The sequence below is a fragment of the Desulfovibrio sp. 1214_IL3152 genome (genome assembly GCF_036763055.1).
In the GTDB taxonomy this organism is placed as follows: domain Bacteria; phylum Desulfobacterota; class Desulfovibrionia; order Desulfovibrionales; family Desulfovibrionaceae; genus Desulfovibrio.
Window position 1 is genome coordinate 1 of the sequence record NZ_JBAIYW010000125.1, and the last position, 19,532, is coordinate 19,532.

The 19,532-nt window shown below is 56.0% G+C and carries 18 protein-coding genes, 1 tRNA gene and 1 pseudogene; 6 read left to right on the forward strand and 14 right to left on the reverse strand.

Translation table 11 applies throughout. The features are described from left to right. The 14 genes from V6C07_RS02565 to V6C07_RS02630 all read right to left on the reverse strand — a co-directional run. The coding region (locus V6C07_RS02565; protein ID WP_333534818.1) for a NuoI/complex I 23 kDa subunit family protein at window positions 1-360 on the reverse strand (360 nt) is incomplete at its 3' end. Window positions 361-541: 181 nt separating this feature from the next. After that, window positions 542-1,510: an NADH-quinone oxidoreductase subunit NuoH gene (nuoH, locus tag V6C07_RS02570; RefSeq protein ID WP_333534819.1), complete on the reverse strand. Its 969-nt coding sequence runs from the start codon at window positions 1,508-1,510 to the stop codon at window positions 542-544. 92 nt (window positions 1,511-1,602) lie between these two features. Continuing rightward, complete coding sequence (gene nuoD, locus V6C07_RS02575) at window positions 1,603-2,928, reverse strand: NADH dehydrogenase (quinone) subunit D (protein ID WP_333534820.1); 1,326 nt, start codon at window positions 2,926-2,928, stop codon at window positions 1,603-1,605. Beyond that, the gene (locus tag V6C07_RS02580; RefSeq protein ID WP_333534821.1) at window positions 2,921-3,481 is read right to left on the reverse strand and encodes an NADH-quinone oxidoreductase subunit C; all 561 of its coding nucleotides are present in this window, start codon (window positions 3,479-3,481) and stop codon (window positions 2,921-2,923) included. Before V6C07_RS02580 ends, nuoD begins: the two co-directional genes overlap by 8 nt. Next, a complete protein-coding gene (locus V6C07_RS02585; RefSeq protein WP_333534823.1) occupies window positions 3,463-4,014 on the reverse strand; it encodes an NADH-quinone oxidoreductase subunit B in 552 nt (183 codons plus the stop codon). Before V6C07_RS02585 ends, V6C07_RS02580 begins: the two co-directional genes overlap by 19 nt. Then, a complete protein-coding gene (locus tag V6C07_RS02590) occupies window positions 4,002-4,376 on the reverse strand; it encodes an NADH-quinone oxidoreductase subunit A (protein WP_012625288.1) in 375 nt (124 codons plus the stop codon). Before V6C07_RS02590 ends, V6C07_RS02585 begins: the two co-directional genes overlap by 13 nt. A 152-nt stretch (window positions 4,377-4,528) precedes the next feature. Then, entirely contained in the window at window positions 4,529-5,035 is a 507-nt protein-coding gene (locus V6C07_RS02595; protein ID WP_333534824.1) for a 4Fe-4S dicluster domain-containing protein, read from the reverse strand. Window positions 5,036-5,119: 84 nt separating this feature from the next. Further along, window positions 5,120-7,234: a molybdopterin-dependent oxidoreductase gene (locus V6C07_RS02600; RefSeq protein WP_333534825.1), complete on the reverse strand. Its 2,115-nt coding sequence runs from the start codon at window positions 7,232-7,234 to the stop codon at window positions 5,120-5,122. Window positions 7,235-8,297: 1,063 nt separating this feature from the next. Continuing rightward, window positions 8,298-8,699, reverse strand: coding sequence for a 4Fe-4S binding protein (locus tag V6C07_RS02605; protein WP_333534826.1), 402 nt, complete (start codon window positions 8,697-8,699; stop codon window positions 8,298-8,300). Window positions 8,700-8,702: 3 nt separating this feature from the next. Beyond that, window positions 8,703-9,785, reverse strand: coding sequence for a hydrogenase large subunit (locus tag V6C07_RS02610; protein ID WP_333534827.1), 1,083 nt, complete (start codon window positions 9,783-9,785; stop codon window positions 8,703-8,705). Beyond that, window positions 9,782-10,249: an NADH-quinone oxidoreductase subunit C gene (locus V6C07_RS02615; RefSeq protein WP_333534828.1), complete on the reverse strand. Its 468-nt coding sequence runs from the start codon at window positions 10,247-10,249 to the stop codon at window positions 9,782-9,784. The genes V6C07_RS02610 and V6C07_RS02615 overlap by 4 nt, the downstream gene beginning before the upstream one ends. 18 nt (window positions 10,250-10,267) lie before the next feature. Then, on the reverse strand, window positions 10,268-10,825 hold the full coding sequence (locus tag V6C07_RS02620) for an NADH-quinone oxidoreductase subunit B family protein (protein ID WP_333534829.1): 558 nt from the start codon (window positions 10,823-10,825) through the stop codon (window positions 10,268-10,270). A 12-nt stretch (window positions 10,826-10,837) separates the two neighbouring features. Then, window positions 10,838-11,689: a respiratory chain complex I subunit 1 family protein gene (locus tag V6C07_RS02625; protein ID WP_333534830.1), complete on the reverse strand. Its 852-nt coding sequence runs from the start codon at window positions 11,687-11,689 to the stop codon at window positions 10,838-10,840. After that, on the reverse strand, window positions 11,689-13,644 hold the full coding sequence (locus V6C07_RS02630; RefSeq protein ID WP_333534831.1) for an NADH-quinone oxidoreductase subunit 5 family protein: 1,956 nt from the start codon (window positions 13,642-13,644) through the stop codon (window positions 11,689-11,691). The genes V6C07_RS02625 and V6C07_RS02630 overlap by 1 nt, the downstream gene beginning before the upstream one ends. A 673-nt stretch (window positions 13,645-14,317) precedes the next feature. Between V6C07_RS02630 and V6C07_RS02635 the strand changes: the two genes are divergently transcribed. The 6 genes and pseudogenes from V6C07_RS02635 to V6C07_RS02660 all read left to right on the forward strand — a co-directional run. Continuing rightward, window positions 14,318-15,799: a sensor domain-containing diguanylate cyclase gene (locus V6C07_RS02635; protein WP_333534832.1), complete on the forward strand. Its 1,482-nt coding sequence runs from the start codon at window positions 14,318-14,320 to the stop codon at window positions 15,797-15,799. Between the two features lie 217 nt (window positions 15,800-16,016). Continuing rightward, a complete protein-coding gene (locus tag V6C07_RS02640; protein ID WP_333534833.1) occupies window positions 16,017-16,565 on the forward strand; it encodes an N-acetyltransferase in 549 nt (182 codons plus the stop codon). Window positions 16,566-16,682: 117 nt separating this feature from the next. Further along, window positions 16,683-17,702, forward strand: coding sequence for an ornithine carbamoyltransferase (argF, locus tag V6C07_RS02645; protein ID WP_333534834.1), 1,020 nt, complete (start codon window positions 16,683-16,685; stop codon window positions 17,700-17,702). Between the two features lie 241 nt (window positions 17,703-17,943). Then, window positions 17,944-18,020: transfer RNA gene (locus V6C07_RS02650), tRNA-Arg, on the forward strand. Window positions 18,021-18,571: 551 nt separating this feature from the next. Then, complete coding sequence (locus V6C07_RS02655; RefSeq protein ID WP_333534835.1) at window positions 18,572-19,066, forward strand: potassium-transporting ATPase subunit KdpA; 495 nt, start codon at window positions 18,572-18,574, stop codon at window positions 19,064-19,066. Further along, window positions 19,027-19,532: pseudogene (locus V6C07_RS02660) on the forward strand (P-type ATPase); the annotation flags it as partial. The gene V6C07_RS02655 and the pseudogene V6C07_RS02660, both read left to right, overlap by 40 nt.

The window sequence follows — 19,532 nt, forward strand, 5'->3', positions numbered from 1 at the left end:
GTTGACCGGGCAGACTTCGGCGCAGTAGCCGCAGTAGATACACCGCAGGGCGTCAATGACATAGGCATCCACCTTGCGGCTGCCGTCCTCTTCCCTGTGGCTGCGGATACGAATGCAGTGCGAGGGGAACACGCGGGCGCATGGCATACAGGCCATGCAGCGGCTGCCGCCGCTTTCCGCATCGCGCACCAGGGCATGACGGCCGCGAAAACCCGCCGCCACCAGCGGTTTTTCGTCCGGATACTGCTGCGTTACCGGCTTGCGGAACATATGCCGCAACGTGAGCGCCAAACCCTGGACAATCTCGGTTTGCAGCAATGTTTGCAGCCAGTTGCGGCGCGGTTTGTACTGTACTTGCATCAGTGGCCTCCAAAGCAGAACCCTTCATGAATTCCATTATGCACCAGGCCGAAGCCCTCAGAGCAATCAACACTTGAGACCGTTGCGTAACGGTGAGCAAAGCTCCCTAGTCCCGTTTCGCGGCAAAGACTTGCAGGCAAATCCTTGCAGCGCGGCCCACCCACTTCATTGGCGAACCGCTCTAGCCGAACACGGCCTTTCCAATGGCCGTCAGCACAATATTGAGCAGCGCCAGGGGAATAAGCACCTTCCAGCCCAGAGACATCAGCTGGTCGTAGCGGTAGCGCGGCAGTGTGGCGCGCAGCCAGAAAAAAACGAACATGATCAAATAGACCTTGATAAGCAGCCAGAAAGGCGGAAAAAACGGCAGATCCACCGGCCCGTTCCAGCCGCCGAGAAAACATATGGTCCCCACGGTTGCCATAACAAACATGGAGGTATACTCGGCCATGAAAAAAAGCGCATAACGCATGCCGCTGTATTCGGTGGAATAGCCGGAAACAAGTTCTGTTTCCGCCTCGGGCAGGTCAAAGGGAACCCGGTTTGTTTCGGCCAGCATGGCGACGCAGAACACAAAAAAGCCGATGATCTGACGAAAAATGAACATGCCGAAAAAGCCGTCGCCCTGGGCCTGCACAATGTCGCCGAGGTTCAGCGAGCCGGAAAGCAGCATGACCCCAACAAGGCTCAGCCCCATGGCTATTTCATAGCTGATCACCTGAGCCGAAGCGCGCAACCCGCCAAGAAAACTGTATTTGGAGTTGGAAGCCCAACCCGCCAGCACCACGCCGTAAGCGCCTATGGAGCTCATGGCAAAGACGAAAAGCAGGCCGATGTTCACATCGGTAATGGCCCAACCCTCGGCCCAGGGCAGAATGGCAAGCGAAGCGAACGCCGGAACCAGGCAGATGATGGGGGCCGCCAGAAAAATGGGCCTGTCTGCGGCGACGGGAATAATGTCTTCTTTAAAGAAACTTTTTATGCCGTCGGCAATGGGTTGCAAAAGGCCGTGCCAGCCTACGCGCATGGGGCCGAGGCGCATCTGGATGTGCCCGATGACCTTGCGTTCGCAATACGTGGCATAGGCCACGTGCAGCATCACAAGCACGAAGAGCACGATGAGTTGCAGCAGAATAAGCAGTATGTCCATATGGCTTGTCCTGTTTCAGACCCTTTTGTCATGTTGCGCCTACAGGCCGCCTTCGGCGGCAGGACAGACGCGGGCATGCCCGCGCCGGGGCCTCAACGGTCCGATTCGCCCAGCACCACGTCCAGGCTTCCGATATTGGCGATCAGGTCGGCAATAAGCCCGCCCCTGGCAATGCTCGCCAGCGCTCCGATGTGTATGAAAGACGGCGCGCGCACATGCATGCGGTAAGGACGACTGCTTCCATTGGAGATGAAGTAGAAGCCCAGTTCGCCCTTGGGGACCTCGGTAGATACAAAAACATCGCCCGACATGTAGATATTTCTGCCACGTATGACGGAGCGCAGACCGCTGCCGTAAAGCGTGGTTTCGGGCGTGCCGTGCCAGCGAGACACAGGCATGAGCAGATCCGGGGCATCCTCTGCCAGCGTGGGTCCGGGGGGCATGTCGTCGATGCACTGCTGCAAGATGCGTGCGGACTGGCGCAGTTCTTCCATGCGGCAGCGGTAGCGGGCATAAATGTCGCCGTCCGATCCCAGCGGAACCGCAAAATCCAGCAGTGCGTAGGCATCATATGGTGCATGGCGGCGCACGTCATAATCCACGCCCGAACCGCGCAGGCAGGCCCCGGTAAGCCCCAGAGACAGGGCTTCATCCGCGCTGACCTTGCCCACGCCCACGGTGCGCTTGAGCCAGATGCGGTTGGTGTCCAGCAGGGTTTCGTATTCCACGATGCGGCCGGGGAAAATGTTTACAAAGTCCTGAAGCCCGCTCATGAACCTGCCGGTCACGTCCTGCCGCACACCGCCGATGCGCGGATACGTCAGGGTGAGCCGCGCGCCGCACAGGTCTTCAAAAAGGTTGAGCAGCATTTCGCGCTCGCGAAAACAGTACAGAAATACCGTCATGGCCCCGATATCCAGGGCATGGGTGGCAAGCCACAGCAAATGCGAGCTGATGCGCGACATTTCGCAGGCAATGGTGCGGATGTACCGGGCGCGCAGGGGCGCCTCAATGCCCAGCAGCTTTTCCACCGCCAGGCAATAGCCCGTGTTGTTGGACATGGCGGCGATATAGTCCAGCCGGTCTGTAAGCGTCAGGGCCTGGGCATAGGTGAACTTTTCCGCCAGTTTTTCAAAGCCACGGTGCAGATAGCCGACCTGCGGGTCGCAATGCACGATGGTTTCGCCCTCCAGCTCAAGGTCAACCCGCAAGACGCCGTGCGTGGCCGGATGCTGCGGCCCCATGCGCAGGCTGGTGCGGTCGTCAAAATCCGCATCATCAAAATCGTTGTCGTCAAGGCAGTTGACACAGGCAATATCACTCTGCTCAAGACCGCTCAGTTCCTCGGCTGAAAGCCTGCCCGTGGGCTGGCCGTGGGCTACGGCGCATTCCACATGCTCTTTGCGCTGCTCACTCATGCCTTGTCCCCCCCTGCCAGCTCAGTGCATCCAGTTCTGCGGCGCGCTTGCGCAGGGCTGTCAGGCCCTGCCACTCCTCACGGCCCCGGGACGGGAGCTTCACGGGATAGTCCTTGCGCAGCGGATGCCCCTGCCAGTCATCGGGCAGGAGAATGCGGCGCAAATCCGGATGCCCCTTGAAATGTATGCCCACAAGATCCCAGGTTTCACGTTCCAGCCAGTTGGCCCCGGTCCAGAGCGGCACGACCGAATCAATGCCTTCTTCCGGATCATCCACCAAGGCCCGCAGACGGATGCCGTGCCGCTGGGTGATGGAGTAAAGCTGGTAGACCACCTCAAAAGGACTCAGGCCAGACTCGTTTCTGCGGCTGTTATCCACGCCGCACAGGGCTTGCAGATGCCGCATGTCAAAAACATCGCGCAGATGGGTCAGCAGTTCCAGAATGCGGCCGGGCCGCACAAGAACCGCCACCTGCCCCCGAAATTCGCGCACGTCCAGCACGTCTTCAGGAAAAGCCCCGCGCAGGCGGTCCGCTATCTCCAAGGACTCCATCGCATCTGCTCCTTGTTGATGATCTCCTGAAGCCGGATAAAGCCGTCAAACAGCGCCTCGGGGCGCGGAGGACAGCCGGGTACGTAAACATCCACAGGCACAATCTGATCCACGCCCTGAGTCACGGCGTACGACTGAAACAGGCCGCCGCTGCACGCGCAGCTGCCCATGGCGAGCACGTAGCGCGGCTCTGGCATCTGGTCATATACGCGGCGCAGCACCGGAGCCATTTTTTTGCTCAAAGTGCCAGCAACCACCATGCAGTCTGCCTGTCGGGGGCTGGCACGAAAAATGATGCCGAAACGGTCAAGATCGTGGTGGGCCGCGCCGGTAGCCATCATTTCAATGGCGCAACAGGCCAGGCCAAACGTCACGGGCCAGATGGACCCCGCCCTGCCCCAGTTCACAAGGGCATTGAGCGGCCCGATGACAGCCCCCGCGCCGGGAAAAAAGCGCAGACCGTCTTTGTTGACCTCAAGGGGTTGCCCGCCGTTTTGCGCAGATCCCCCGGACTTTACGACTACTTCACCCATTGGAACGCCCCCTTCTTCCAGGCATACAGGTAGCCAAGCACCAGCAGGGCCATAAAGGTGAACATTTCCACCATGCCGAGGCTGCCAAGGCGCACAAACTCCACGGCCCAGGTATAAAGATAGATGGCCTCCACATCGATAATAACGAACAATATGGCTACATAGTAAAACTTGATGGAAAAACGCGTTCGTGGTTCCGCTGTAGGCTCGTTGCCCGATTCATAGGCCACAAGCTTTTCCGGATAAGGCCTGCTCATACGGAAAAAGCGCCCCACAAAAAGCGTGATCAGGCCAAAAAGCAGCGTGATGATAATGAGCAGCAGTACGGCAAGATATTCTTGACCGGCTGTTGTATGCACCATGATAGCCACCTTGCTTCCTTGACAATTTTTCGCTTTCACCGGTTCGCGTCATGCCGCGAACCGTCCTCCGGCGAATCGGCGTGCCTTCGTACACCAGGGCGCCGCTCCCCGGAATGCGCAGCAAAAGCATCCGGGGCGACGGCGTCCTTCATTCAGCGTGTGGTGGGCCGGAGTTTCTGTATTTGTTCCGCAAAATGTTGCCGCCGCTCCTGACTGGCCTCGGAAGGCACAGTAAAGCCCAGACAGCTCATGGCGCAGGTAGTCACGCAGGCCGGGCGCAGCCCCTGGTCTATGCGATCACGGCACAGGTCGCACTTGTCCACCTTGCCGGTATCGGGGTTCCACTGGGGCGCGGCCCACGGACAGGCCGTGATGCACGCCTTGCAACCCACACAGAACTTTTTTTCCACATAAACAATGCCGTCTTCGCGGCGGCGCATGGCCCCCGTGGGGCAGGCCTTGACGCACCAGGGATTTTCACAGTGAAAACAGGACGTATAGACAAAACCCAGGCTCGGCCGTGGCTCACTCTGCTCCACTGTAAGAATGCGGCAGAAAAATGCGCCGGCGCCGCCGTTATGCAGGCTGCGGCACTGCACTTCACAGGCTTTGCAGCCGATGCATTCCGCAGAGTTGTGGGTGACGACATACTTGCTCATAAACATCCTCCGCTATTCCGGGGTTCACGCCCCCATAGCTTGCAAACCGGATATGGTTGAGACTGCCCGACGGTTACGCCGCGGCTAGCCCACTTTTTCGAGCGAAACAAAGTGTTCTTGCAGCGACAGGCCGCCGCCGCCCTGATCCTGCAGATCCAGGCCGCCCTTGAGACACTTGTTGTCGGCAATGCCCTTGTCCACGGCCAGGCTTTCGCACGGCAGATCGTGTCCAAAACCATGCACGACAAAAATGGCCTCGGGGTGGATGAGGGACGTTATCTTGATGCCCGCCTCGCCCATATTGCCGCCCCTGGCATCAAGCACGCGTACACGGTCGCCAGGTTTTAATCCTGCTTTTTTGGCGCTGTCGGTATTGATCCACACCGTATTTTCAGGAACCTGCTCGTACAGCAGGGGATTGTTGACCGTGTGCCCCTGCGTGTGTACAGCCACGCGCCCAAAGGTGATGCGGAAGGTTCCTTCCGGCGGCGACTGGGGCGATACATATGGGGGCAACATGCTGACGCCCATGCTTTCGGCAAAGCCCTTGCCGAAGCTTTCGCTGCTCAGCTCGACCTTGCCTGACCCGGTGGGAAAGGCATACGTGGCCGGATCAATGTACAGGGCATCGTCAGTGAGCGGGATAAAGCCCTTGGCGTCAAAGTCCTCTATGGTCAGGCCTGTGCCTTCCAGCTGGAAGCTCCAGACCGCCTCGGGGCTGTCAAAAGCCAGGTCGTCCAAACCGAGCCGACGGGAAAGACCGCTGATGATCTCCCAGTCGGCGCGGGTGTTATAGCGGGGCTGCACGGCGCGCCGGCGCACAAAGAACTGTGGCTTGAGCCCGTTTTTGCCCGCAATGATGCTTTCCCTTTCAAGATAGGTGGACATGGGCAGGACCACATCGGCATACCAGGCCGTGTCGGACCAGGAAAACGTGGCGCTGACCAGAAGATCCAGACCGTCCAGTTTTTTCTTCAGGGCATCGGGATCAGGGAAACCCTGTAACGGATCATGCCGCCAGGCCATGTAAACCTTGACCGGCGGGACGCCTTCCGGGGGGTTGTTGATGGCTTCAAACGCCTTGTGCAGCAGCCCCTTGCCCGGATCAAAAGCCTTGTTGTCGGCGCCAAGCCCGTCGGCCCTGGGCAGTTTGACGGCAGGATACAAATCCACGAACTTCTTGAGCCCTGGCTTGCCGCAATCTTTGGGGGTACGCCCGGGCACAATGCCGCCCTTGGTTCCCGTGCCGCCCAGAAGCGCCGTGATGACAAGGGCTGTGCGTCCCACCTGGAAAGAGTCGGCGTAACGTGACGACATCCAGCCCGGATGCCAGATAACCTGGGGAGCCGCGGCAGCCAGTGCGCGCGCGAGGTCGGTAATGGCCCTAGCCTCGACACCGCATTCCTGCGCGGCCCATTCCGCCGTATACGGGGCCACAAAGGCGGCCAGCGCGTCAAACCCCGTAGTGTGGGCGCGGACATATTCCTTGTTATACAGATTTTCGCTGATCAATGTATTGATGACAGCCAGATTGAACGCATAGTCCGTACCGGGACGGATGATGTGGAATGTGTCTGCCTTGGAGGAAGTGATGCTCTGTCTGATGTCAATGACAGTAAGCTTGCAGCCCTTGCGCAGAGCCTGCATGACCGTGCGCGCCTCACCAAGGTTGATGGCTTCAAATATATTGCGCGTTTGCAGCACGAGATGCTTGGCGTTGGCAAAATCATACACGGTCATGCCGCGGCCCAGGCCCAGCACGGCCTTGCAGGCATGGTGCGTATTAAGGTCGCACGAAGGACTGTGCGAACAGACGTTGGGCGAACCAAGGCCGCGCATGAAGCCACGGCTGAGGTCCGCAAAGGGGCCTTCGCGGTCAGACCACAGAACCGTCTGTTTTCCGTACTTATTTTGGGCCTCGGTGATTTTTTGCGCAACGTAGTCCAAAGCTTCGTCCCAGGACACGGCGCGCCACTTTCCCTCGCCGCGCTCTCCCTGGCGGATAAGCGGCGACTGTGGGCGCTCGTTGTCTTCAAGAAGGGCTTTTCCGGCCACACCACGGGCGCATAATGCCCCTTTCAACGGGCTGTGCATGTTGCCGTAAATCATTTTTACAGTGTCATTACAGGTCTCAACCGTAATGGGGCAACGCGCTGAACACATGCCGCAGATACTGTGGGTAAGTTGATTACCATTCATATAGCATCTCTCGCCTGACAAAGAATATACCATAAAGATGCTTTATCAGTCATCTTTTGCCCCTGACAACCGGCCCGGCAGAATAGAAGCAGTGAGGATTTTTAACAATCAAAAAAGACACCCTGCCGAAGGATATGTTTTACTGGAGCCATACAAGCTCACAATATTGTACACCATTTTTTGATAGAGCTTACCATTAACAATTTTTTGCTCTAAATGCCAGCCCTTCTCGCGAGTTTATACGGCATTTTTCTGCATCGGCAAGCGCATCAATTTTGTGACATCTCCCTGTCAAATAAGGATTTTTACAATTAATCAAGCGCATTACAAATCACTGTTTTGGACAACAAGTGCTTAAAAAAGTTATGATTTACACGCTATTTTTTATTTTCGTGAATTATCCCTTTCCAGACATGTTTTAATACCCCATTTTTTTCTGCATTTTGCATTTTTTTTGAAATTATGTTTATCACAAGCAAATTTGTACATATATGTTGTCACAACAAGTGTTATGTTTTTAACATTGCAAATTTGTATATAAAATTTTGTTTCACAATAAATTATTTAATTTTACTATTTTTTGTAAAAAATCATCTGAAATACAGGAAAATATTTCCATAATAATTGGATATAATTAAATTATTATTTTATCATCTCTTCAAAAAACCTTATTAAAAAAAATTTCACATATCTAGATATATGATATTTTTCGCATTCTTTTCAACGCCCTGCTCCTTGTAAACATCATGAATTGAAAAAACAGATCGAAATCTTATTTTCTTGGCCGTTGGCGCGGAAAAAAACATCTTCCCTGTAATATCAGGCCATTAACAACCTCTTCTCAAAACATAAGATAGTTCAGTTCTTCACCGGCCTGCCAGGCTGCTTGCCGGACGGCTGGCCTGACCGGCCATTCGACCGCGATGGGGTGGGCCTCTTCGCCCTAAAATTTTATGCGTCGCCATGAGACCCGCTTTCCACAACGCAAAAAGCCGCCTTTCGGCGGCTTTTTGCTAATCATGACAATTTCTTGTCATGTATTGTACGCGGCCACTGCCGCGCCCTATTCTTGTTCGGCCTTCTTTTCGGCTCCGCTTTCTTCCTTGCCCTTGGCCGCCGCGGACTTTTTAACGCGCGGCGTACCCGTGCGCAGAACACGGAACTTGACCACAGAAGGTTTGCGGTGTGTGGGAACCTGCACCAGACACTTGGTGGGGCATTTTTCTACACAGGCCGAACAGTACACGCACAGGAAGGGGTCGTAATGCCACTGCCCCGCCTTGGCGTCCACCGTGATGGCGTCTGTGGGGCAGACCCTTGCGCAACTGTTGCAGAATATGCACTTCTCCACTTCATTGGTGATAACGCCCCTGTAGGCTGGGAAAGGCTCACGCTCTTCCAGCGGATACAGCCTTGTGGCAGGTTTGCCTGACAGGTTGCGCAGCACGTTTTTGAGCATATACATGAGCTACCTCTCTGTGCAGGAAATGCACGGGTCGATACTGAGCACAATAACCGGCACATCTGGCAGCTTGCAGCCCGGCAGCATGTGCAACAGGGGCGGTACGTTGGCAAAAGTGGGCGTGCGCACGCGCATGCGTTCCAGATACTTGGTTCCATTGGCCCGTATATAATAGAACAGCTCACCCCTGGGCTGCTCCACCCGGAAGACGGCTTCGCCGTCAGGGTTGCCGGGAACTTTCACTGTAAGTTCGCTTTCCGGCAGGCGGTTCAGCGCTTCGCGGATGAGGTCCATGGCGTGCAGCACTTCATAGAAGCGCACCTTGGCGCGGGCATAGCAGTCGCCGTCATTCTCAACCACAGGGATGAAGTTGAGGTCATTATAGGCGGCATAGCCGTGCATACGCTCGTCGATTTCCCAACCACTGCCGCGAAGGGTCGGCCCGGCCGCGCCCAGCAGTCGGGCATCGTCCTTGCTGAGATAGCCGATGCCGCGCGTACGCTCCTGCACGGTGTAGTCGTCGAGCATGGTGTTTGTAAGTTCGCGCATGCCCTTTTGCAGTTCATCAAGCCTGCCGAGCATCCAGCGGATCTGGTCGGGCGCCAGGTCGCGGCGCACGCCGCCCACCACGTTGACCGACAGAATAACGCGGTTGCCCGCCGTGGCTTCACAGATGTCCATCACATGCTCACGGATACGCCAGAACTGCTGGAACACGCTTTCAAAACCAAAGGCATCGGCAAAAAGGCCCAGCCAGAGCAGATGCGAGTGGATGCGGTGCAGTTCAGACCAGATGACCCGCAAGAATTGGGCGCGGGGCGGGGCCGTGATGCCCATCATGTTTTCAAGGGCGTTACAATAGCAGTTGGCGTGAATGCAGGAACAGATGCCGCAGATGCGCTCCACCACAAAGACCATCTGATTATAGTCCTTGGTGCGCACGAGGCTTTCAAGACCGCGATGCACAAAGCCGAGCTGGGGAATGGCCCCGACAACGGTTTCGTCCTCCACCACAAACTTGATATGCAGCGGTTCGGGCAGCACGGGGTGCTGCGGCCCGAAAGGAATCACTGTGGTGCGGTTGCTCATGCCTGATCTCCTTTGGCGGACTCTGCCTTGGCAGCCGCGGCGGGACGCCGGACGGTGGTCATGGTGAAGTACGGGGCGTGGGTGACTTCTCCTTCCAGATACATGCCGCCCTGATAGTCCAGCGGCAGACCCGCGAAGCGCACACCGAACTGATCCTGAGTCTCATTTTCAATCAGCACTGCGCAGAAGTAGATGGAACTTATGCTCGGGATGGGCATGTTCTTGTCCACATCCATACGCAGATGCACCATGCCTTTGGCGTCCGTTGGCGACCATACGCACATTTCGGGATTGTGCCGCAGGTCGGACATGGTGAGGTTTTCATCAAAGTGGTAGAACAGTCGCAGGGTATTCTCATCAACCACCGTCTGCGACATGGTGACAAAACGGCATCTTGCGTTAGCCAGGCGCTGCACTTCAGCAAGCAGCGTTTCGGGCGTCACGTCTTTGGCTTCAAAAAACATGGCTGTATCCTTTCCGGGCTAACCCGCGTTTTTCATTGACTTGTCGGCTTCAGAGGCCGCCTCGCCCTCTGGCCCGGCGGCAGCGGTCGGTACGTCCGCATCACCGGGCATGAGGGTGGCTTCTGGCTCCGGCCCCATGCCCATCTTGGCCTTGAGCACCCCAAGGGCTTCTACAACACCGTCAATGATGGCTTCGGGTTTGGGCGGGCAGCCCGGCACGAACACGTCAACAGGAATGACGTTGTGCGCGCCGTTGAGCACATTATAGGTGTCTTTGAAAACGCCGCCGGAAAGATTGCAGGCACCGAGAGAAATGACCGCCTTGGGAGAAGGCATCTGCTCGTATATCTGCTTGAGCACATGGCGGTTACGGTGGTTAACCGTGCCGGTCACCAGCAACACGTCCGCATGCTTGGGATTGCCCGCGTTGACCACGCCGAAACGTTCAACGTCATACATGGGCGTGAGGCAGGCCAGCACCTCGATGTCGCAACCGTTGCAGGAACCGCAGTCAAAATGGACAATCCACGGCGACTTGAGCCGGCTCCGCTTTATCATTTTGTCTACAAAACCCATATGCCTGCCTCCTTACGCCACGTACAGCCATAAAAGATTAACCAGTGCCAGCCCCATGCCGAGCAACAGAGACCTCTTCTGCACCATCCACTGCCAGGTAAGCCGGGCGGTGATGTTGTCGATGAGAATTTCCGTAAACAGCGAGGCCGCCACCAGCGTAGCCATGCCGATGACGCTGGTATGCCAGAACATGGCGCACAAGCCGAGAATAAGCACAAGATCAAGCCAGTGAGCCAGTTCAATGATGCCCAGGTAAGGGCCAGAGTACTCCGTCTGCACACCCTTTACCAGTTCCTGATGGCCATGATGGCTGGCGGAAATGTCAAAAGGCGACTTGCGCAGCTTGATGGTCAGGGCATAGCCAAGCGCCAGGAACAGCAAGGGCATCTTGAGCAGCAAGGGCTGATCCTGGGCAAACACGGCTTCAATGGAAAAAGACCCCGTGCACATGGCAAAGCCCACAAAAACCAGAATCAGTATGGGCTCATAGGCCAGCATGAGCAGAAGCTCGCGCTGCGCACCCACGTTGCTGTAGGGCGAAGGAACGCACAGGGCGCCCACCACCTGAAAAACCGCGCCCACCGTGAGCACGAAGAAAAGCAGCAGCAGGTCGCCGCCCATAAAGAATATGAGCAGGGCCAGCGCCGACGAAATGAGCGTCATATAGGCGCTGAACACAAGCCAGGCATTGGTTACGCTGGCTTCTTTGCCGAAAAGTTTGAAGACATCATAAAAGGGCTGAAGCAGGGGCGGCCCCAGACGCGACTGCAGCCGCGCCGTGAGGCGGCGGTCAACCCCGGTAAGCAGGCCCCCCACCAGGGGCGACAATATCAATCCGCCGACAGCACTGAGGATGGACAGCATTAGAGCAGACCTCCTACCAGGACGATGAGAAAGGCCGTGGATATAATATCAATGGCCCTTGTGATGGTGCCTTCGCCAAAATACTGGGCCAGGTAAAAGTTGGACAGACGTACGGGTTCAAAGGCATTCATGGGTCCCTTGAAGCCGATCTGCCCAGCCTGTTCCTGCGTCAGGCCCGAGAAATAAGGCTGCGAATGCGCCGAATTGGAAACCTTTCTGGCGGCCTTCCAGGCAATCCAGGCCCCCAGCCCAAGCAGGATGAAGAGCAGGTAAATCCAGAAATAACCTGCCCCGCCCGTAAGCGATGCGCCAGGGATGAAGCCTTCAGTCTTGAGGCCGAGACGGGCGTATACGCCTGCCACAGAAGGTTCCACAAACGTTTCCAGCACCAGAGGCGAAATAAAGGAGAATACTACGGCAAGCCCGCAAAGCGACCGCAGGGCGAACATGACCGTGGCCTTGGGATTGCCGTGAGCCGGCCGGTCGTGCAGGTTGGCCGAAGACACGAGTATGCCTGCCCACCGCGCCCAGAACAGCACAGTAAAGGCCGAGCCGAGAGCAATGAAGAAAATGATGGGCGTCATGGCCTGCGTGGCGCGGGCAATGGCCTCGATAGCCATCCACTTGCCTATGAGCATGCCGAAAGGCGGCAGCATCATGGTGAAAATGCCTATGGCCGTAATAATGGCCGTGCGGGGCATCTTGCTGTACAGGCCGCGCATGTCTTCAATATCTCTGGAGCCGATACGCTGTTCAATGGCGCCCACGCACATGAAGAGCAGGCCCTTGGATACCGAATGGTAGATAATGATGGTGGTGGCCGCCATCATGGACGCCGCCGTGTTTATGCCAACGCAGGCGATGATAAGACCCAGGTTGGCAATGGTGGAGTATGCCAGGATTTTTTTGGCATTACTTTGGCTGACGGCCAGAATACACGTACCCACAAAAGTGAATGCGCCGAAAAGCGCCACAATGGTGGACATGGTGGTGTCGGCAAAGGCCGGGGCCATGCGCAGCAGCAGGTATGTCCCCGCCTTGACCATTGTGGCCGAGTGCAGCAGGGCTGAAACCGGAGTGGGGGCCACCATGGCGCCGCACAGCCAGCTTTCAAAGGGAACCTGCGCCGACTTGGTGAAGGCCGCCAGGCAGAAAAAGGCGAACGGCAGCAGCATGGCCGTGGTTTTCACATCCATGGCCGTCATCTTGTGCAGCACAACCTCAGTGGACAGGGTACCCAGGCTCTTCTGGATGAAAAGCATGGCCGAAACAAAGGCAAGGCCGCCAAGTACGTTCATCCACAACGCGCGGTAGGCGTTGGCGTTGGCTTCCTTCGTCTGATCGTGGCTGATCAGCAGGTAGGAGCAAAGGGTTGTGACTTCCCAGAAAAAGAACATCCATGAAAGATTGTTCGAAAGCACAAGACCGTTCATCGCCCCAAGAAAACAGAAAATAATGGCGAAAAAACGCGGCTTGCGAGAAACCCGCAGGTGCAGGTGCTCTTCATGAATATCCATATAGCCCAGGCCATAGATGGTTATCAGGCCACCCACCACGGTGATGATGATAACCATGATGAGCGACAGGCCATCGGGCGCAAAGGCTGTGACGGGAGCGGAACCATCCGCCAGAACAAATTTGAGGTAAAGCAGCCCTATAAGCTGCAATGCGGTCATGCCCATGACCGTGCGGCTGCCCAGCTTCCAGCCCAATCCCAGAATATAGAGCAGCAGCAAAAGATCCAGCATGCTGAACAGGCTGTCCAGCGGAAGACCCAAGAAAGTTTCGGCTTCAAGTCGGAACGTTCCGTGAGCACCCATGATCACGGCAGCCAGAGCCATCACCGCAACCGCTGCAGGCACGAGAAGCTTGCGGGTGCGGTCAAGCTGTGTGAAATACAGAACAAGCGCCACAGCAAATGGCAGCGCCACACAGCAAAAAACAAGTGTATTCATAATTTTTGCCCCACTATATTGTGAGCTGTGAAAAACTTCACCCTGTGGTAATCCCCTCACAACATAAATTTAATATGTTTCCTCCTTGCCTTTCCAATGCAATAAACACCTACTAGAGTTAAACGAACTCAATTTTTGCGTCAACAAGAAAGAAAAAAGCACAATTCATTGATCAAACAGTTTATAAAATTCCGCCTAACATGCATCACCGTTATATCCGCATATTTCATGCAAAACTATTTGTGCTCAACAGAAAAATTTTACATGCCTCGAAAATATCCCAATCATAAACAACAATAAAAAATGTAAAATATAAAAAATATGACACGCACTACAGTGTTTTTCTATTATTAATTATGATATTTTTTTCATAAACACTTTAAATACAATTTATATAATCAAAATTACACTTAAAAACAAACTAAACCGAAACTTAATACATGGCGTAACAGTTCTCCTGGCACATGAGGGATATCGCGTCAGTGCGCCACACAACACTGCTTCGCCGGCAAGAAAAAAAAGAATAATTCCGATAAATACCCCAACAGGCTTGAAAAATATAATAAATTTAATGAACTGCCCACGGGGCGGCTGGCAGCAGAGGGTTTTGCTGCTTGCCAAATAATAGGTTAACGTATTAAATGTAAAGCATCATTCTATCAAAAGGCATGGTATGTACAGAAGTCAGCAACAGACAAAAACAATCTACGCCATCGCCTTCCTTGTGAGCGGCATTTTTCTTGTTTGCAGCCTGATTCTGCTGCGCAATGCCACATGGCAAATAGAGCAGACAAGCATACTGCACCTTTATGAAACAACAAGTCAGTTGCGGGTGCTTTTGCAACGAAAGCTGACGCAGAACTTTCAGGCGCTGCGTGGTCTGTCCACCGCCGTGGTCTACATACCGCAGCAAGAATCTTCCGCCCTGTTCAAGGAACTGAGCAATAACGCAGGCTTTATACGAATCGGCATGGCTGATATCTCTGGCGTAACAGTCATGATGGACAAAAGCGGCACATTACGTCGGCAGACGGATTTTTCAGAAGAAGATTTTTTCCGCCACGCCCTTGCGGGGCGAGTTGTCTTTTCGCCGCCACGCAAGGACCCTCACGGGCCGGGCCAGGTGATCTACAGTGCTGTGCCCGTGGAGCAGGAAGGCAGCATTATCGGTGCGCTGATCGGCGCCACCAGGGCTGAAGACCTGCTGGACATCCTTGACGAACCACTTTTCAAGGCTAACGGATTTGCAGGCATTATTGATGCCACCGGGCGCTTTGTACTGTGCTCCGGCGCAAACACAGCCGACACGACAGGCAACATTTTCAACCTCGGTCAAATGGACACGGACGACCTTGATGCGATCCGCGCCGACCTCGGCGGCAACCGCCGAAGCTATTTTCTTTATAAAGCTGGCGACAAACAGCATCTGGCGGCCTTTGACCCCATTACACATAACGGCTGGTTTCTTTTCTGCTCTGCCCCGCTCGATGAGCTGGCCCTGATCCCCCACCCCCTTCTATACTGGGGAGGCGTGGCAATCATCCTGGCCCTGCTCGTTTTTCTGCTTCTCGCCTGGCGAGTGCATTGCCAGGGGGCAAGCAAGGAGCGCCAGCTGCGAAGCATGGCGCTCACTCCCCTTCTGATCGACACTCTCGCCAATCACAGCCTTCACCTGGAAGGCACAGCCCTGTTGCACAACAATCCTGGTGTCACGTTCGCCATCTGGCTGGCAGACATCAAACATTTCAATTTTTACAGCAGGATGCTCGGCAAAGAAGCCGGCAACAATGAACTGCGGCGCATTGACCGCATGTTGAAAAGCTGGCCGCAAGGCCCGCTTACCAGGCGTTACCACATCATCGGCAATACGTTCGCGGGCATTCTTCCTTTCACCAGTGACCAGGACCTGACAGAAAGATTTGCCCAGGCCGCACACGAGGTGGAACACGGCAGTCACCAATTTTCACAGGTTTTTCCCCTCCGCCTCTATACAGGCGTATACACCACGGACATGGTGGAAGAAAAAGACCTGACCTTTATGGATATGCTCAGCAGGGCCGGCATCGCCATGCATGTGGCAAAAACCTTTGAGGCCAGCACGCTGCGTTTTTACTCCGAAGGAATCTGCGAAGAAGCCCTGCACCGCAACCGCTGAGATCCTTTTCGCCCTCATCTGTGCCGCGGCAGGCGCGGCCCGCAACGGTCTGCCATGAGCGAAAGAACCTTGCACCCGCATATCTTTGGTGCTATGAGTCAATTTTGTTTCAAAATTTGCCGGCAACGGCAGTGGTATTCAGGCAGTGCCTGCCGCCGGGAATCTTCACAGTCTGGCGGCTTTATTCCATTCTTCCCCTGAAACAGAGGCAAAAGAAATGCCCATCGCCATTCCGCGCTCTGGCGCTGATGAAAGACCTATTGTTCCTGACGTTCACATCAGCGATCTTTCAAAGCTGGTCATCCGACCCGCCACTGTAGCGGACGTACACGGCATGTCGGCGCTTATCAACCAGTATGCTTCCGCCAACGTCATGCTGGCGCGGGGGCCGCAGTACCTGTATCAGCACATTCAGGACTACATGGTTGCCACAGCTCCGGCCGTGGACGACGGCCACGATGTCATCGTGGCCTGCGGAGCCGTTCATGTTCTGTGGGCTGACCTTGGCGAGATACGCTCCGTGGCCGTTCATCCCTCCTGTCAGGGGCAAGGCTTCGGCAAGCGCCTGGTCTCCATGCTGGTGAACCGCTGCCGCAGTCTGGCTTTGCCCAGGGTGTTTGTCTTTACTCTCGTGCCTGACTTCTTCGCCAGGTGCGGATTTACCGAATTCAACAAGGACGACATGCCCCCCAGCGTCTGGGTGGAATGCAGCAAATGCCCCAAGTTTTATTGCTGTGACGAAATTGCAATGATGTTGCACCTTTGACCGTCTGCGCCGTAGCAAGCGGCGCAATGGCGGCCAGCCCCAGCGTGCTCAACGCACAGCCAGCCCGCAAAAAGCGCGGCTGGCAGGACCCCCACTACCTCAAAGGCGGAACAGCGCATGAACAGACTGCAAAACAGAGACTTTCTGAAAGAAACCGATTTCACGCCGGAAGACCTCACCTACCTGCTGGATTTGGCAGCCGATCTCAAGCAGGCCAAAAAAGCGCGCAGGGAACCCGAGTTTCTGAAAGGCAAGAACATTGTCATCCTTTTTGAAAAAGACTCTACCCGCACACGCTGTTCTTTTGAGGTGGCCGCCTACGATCAGGGCGCGCGCGTGACCTATCTTGGCCCTTCAGGCTCGCAGATGGGCAAAAAAGAATCTCTGGCCGACACGGCTCGCGTACTTTCCCGCTTTTATGACGGCATTGAATATCGGGGCTACGGGCAGGAAAGGGTTGAGGCGCTGGCCGAACACGCCTCGGTTCCGGTGTGGAACGGCCTTACCAATGAGTGGCATCCCACGCAGTTTCTGGCAGACATGCTCACCATGCGCGAATGCTGCTCCAAACCTCTGAACAGACAAACCCTGGCCTACATGGGCGACGCCCGCTATAATATGGGCAATTCCCTTATGATCGGCTCCGCCCTGCTGGGGCTGGACTTTCGCTCCGTGGCCCCCAGGGCGCTGTGGACGGCAGACGATGTTTACGAAACCGCCTGCCGCATCGCATCCGCCACGGGTGCGCGCATCAGCCGCACCGAAAGCGTGGCCGAAGGCGTGCAAGGCTGCGACTTCATTTCCACCGATGTCTGGGTATCAATGGGCGAACCCGATGACGTGTGGAAAGAGCGCATTGAGTTGCTACTGCCCTATCGTGTGACGGGTGAAACCATGCGACAGACCGGCAACACCGACTGCAAGTTTTTGCATTGCCTGCCAAGCTTTCATAACCGCGACACGAGCATGGGTGAGGAAATCTTTCAGCGCTTCGGCATAGACTGCATGGAAGTCAACGACGAAGTATTTGAATCGCCTCGCAATGTGGCTTTTGAAGAAGCCGAAAACCGCCTTCACACCATCAAGGCCGTCATGGTTGCCACGCTGGCTGAAAGCCCGCTGGTTTTCAGCGTTTAGCGTTAGAAAAAACAGCCCGGCGGCAGCAAGCCTGGCAACATGCGCGGCAGAACATCCCGCGCGAGGCGCCTCCGGCAAAGGCATGTCCGCCGGCCATGCCGCACAGGGCGACGGCAGACCGCAATGCCCCGTAATATCCCGCAATGCCCCGCGCATCCGGCAAACGGGGATTAACATATTGACGTTAAAAGGCGTTCTCCCTATAGTGATGCGCCATAACGCCGACGGCCGCGTCAGGCATGCGCCCGTAGCTCAGTTGGACAGAGCAGGAGCCTTCTAAGCTCTTGGCCGGGGGTTCGACTCCTCCCGGGCGCGCCATAGCAAAATCAGACCGCCATGTGCTAACGCATGTGGCGTTCTTTTTTATTTCGCTCCGGAACTTCTCTGCTGCTCACCCGGCCGCCCTCCTTCCACGTTCCAGCCCAACTCCAGGCAGACCTCGCACCGCACCGCCCTTCGCCATCTTGCGCTGTTTGCCGCCACTCTGGCCGCTTTGCACCGCTCATCGCCGCCCTACGCCGCCAGAGCACAAAAGGCAACTCTCGCACCGCGCGCACCACTTAATACCACATCTGCCCGCAAGTACGCGGAGGGGCTGCCACGGGAGGGTTGCCATGCGGGCTGCCGTGCAGAACATGCCGTCTTGAGCCGCGTTCTTTCCGCAAGCCCGTTCGCATTGCAGATTTAATATGAATTTAATGCGTCGCCTGCCATTTTTACACCCATTTTATACGCCTTATCCTAAAGTTTTCCCGTGGGCTGCATGCCTGCAGGAGGATTTTATGGAAAACATCATCTGGCAGTGCCTTCTTTATCTTTCCCTGCTCATGGCTCTGGCCTGGCCCTTGGGAAAATATATGGGCAAGGTAATGGACGGCGAACCCTTCTGGCTGCAAAGCCCTCTTGCCCCCTGCGAACGTACCCTGTATCGGCTTATGGGTGTGGACCCCGCAGAGCAGATGAACTGGAAACGCCATCTGGCCTGTGTGCTTGCTTTCAGCGGCATATCCCTGGCCGCGCTTGTTGCCCTGCTTATGACGCAGCATATCCTTCCCCTGAATCCCCAGAATGTTTCCGGAGCCAGTTGGCACCTGGCCCTGAATACGGCTATCAGCTTTGTGACCAATACCAACTGGCAGTCCTACGCCGGAGAAAACGCCATGAGCTATCTCTCCCAGATGGCCGGACTGGCGGTGCAGAATTTTGTTTCCGCAGCAGCGGGTATTGCCGTGCTTTTTGCCCTTATCCGGGGGCTGAGGCCCTCCGGCGGAGCCAGCCCGGGCAATCTGGGCAATTTCTGGGCTGATGCCACGCGGGCGGTACTGTATATGCCGGGGAACAGATCCCCGCTGACGGCGATGTGACGGAAGGCGCGGCCTCGGTGGACGAAAGCGCCATCACGGGTGAATCCGCCCCGGTCATCCGCGAAAGCGGCTGCGACCGCAGCGCGGTCACCGGCGGCACAACGGTTCTTTCCGACTGGCTGGTCATCCGTGTCACCAGCGAGACAGGCCGTACTTTTCTGGACAAAATGATCGCTATGGTTGAGGGAGCCGCCCGCCAGAAAACTCCCAACGAAATCGCCCTCAACGTTCTGCTGGTGGCGCTTACCGTCATTTTTCTTCTGGTCACGGTTTCCCTGTGGTGCTTTGCCCGCTTTACGGCCGGGCAGGAGCACATCCAAAATCCAGTGAGCTTTGCCGCGCTGGTGGCGCTTTTTGTCTGCCTTGCGCCGACCACCATCGGCGCTCTGCTTTCCGCCATAGGCATTGCGGGCATGAGCCGCCTCAACCGCGCCAACGTGCTCGCCATGAGCGGACGTGCCATCGA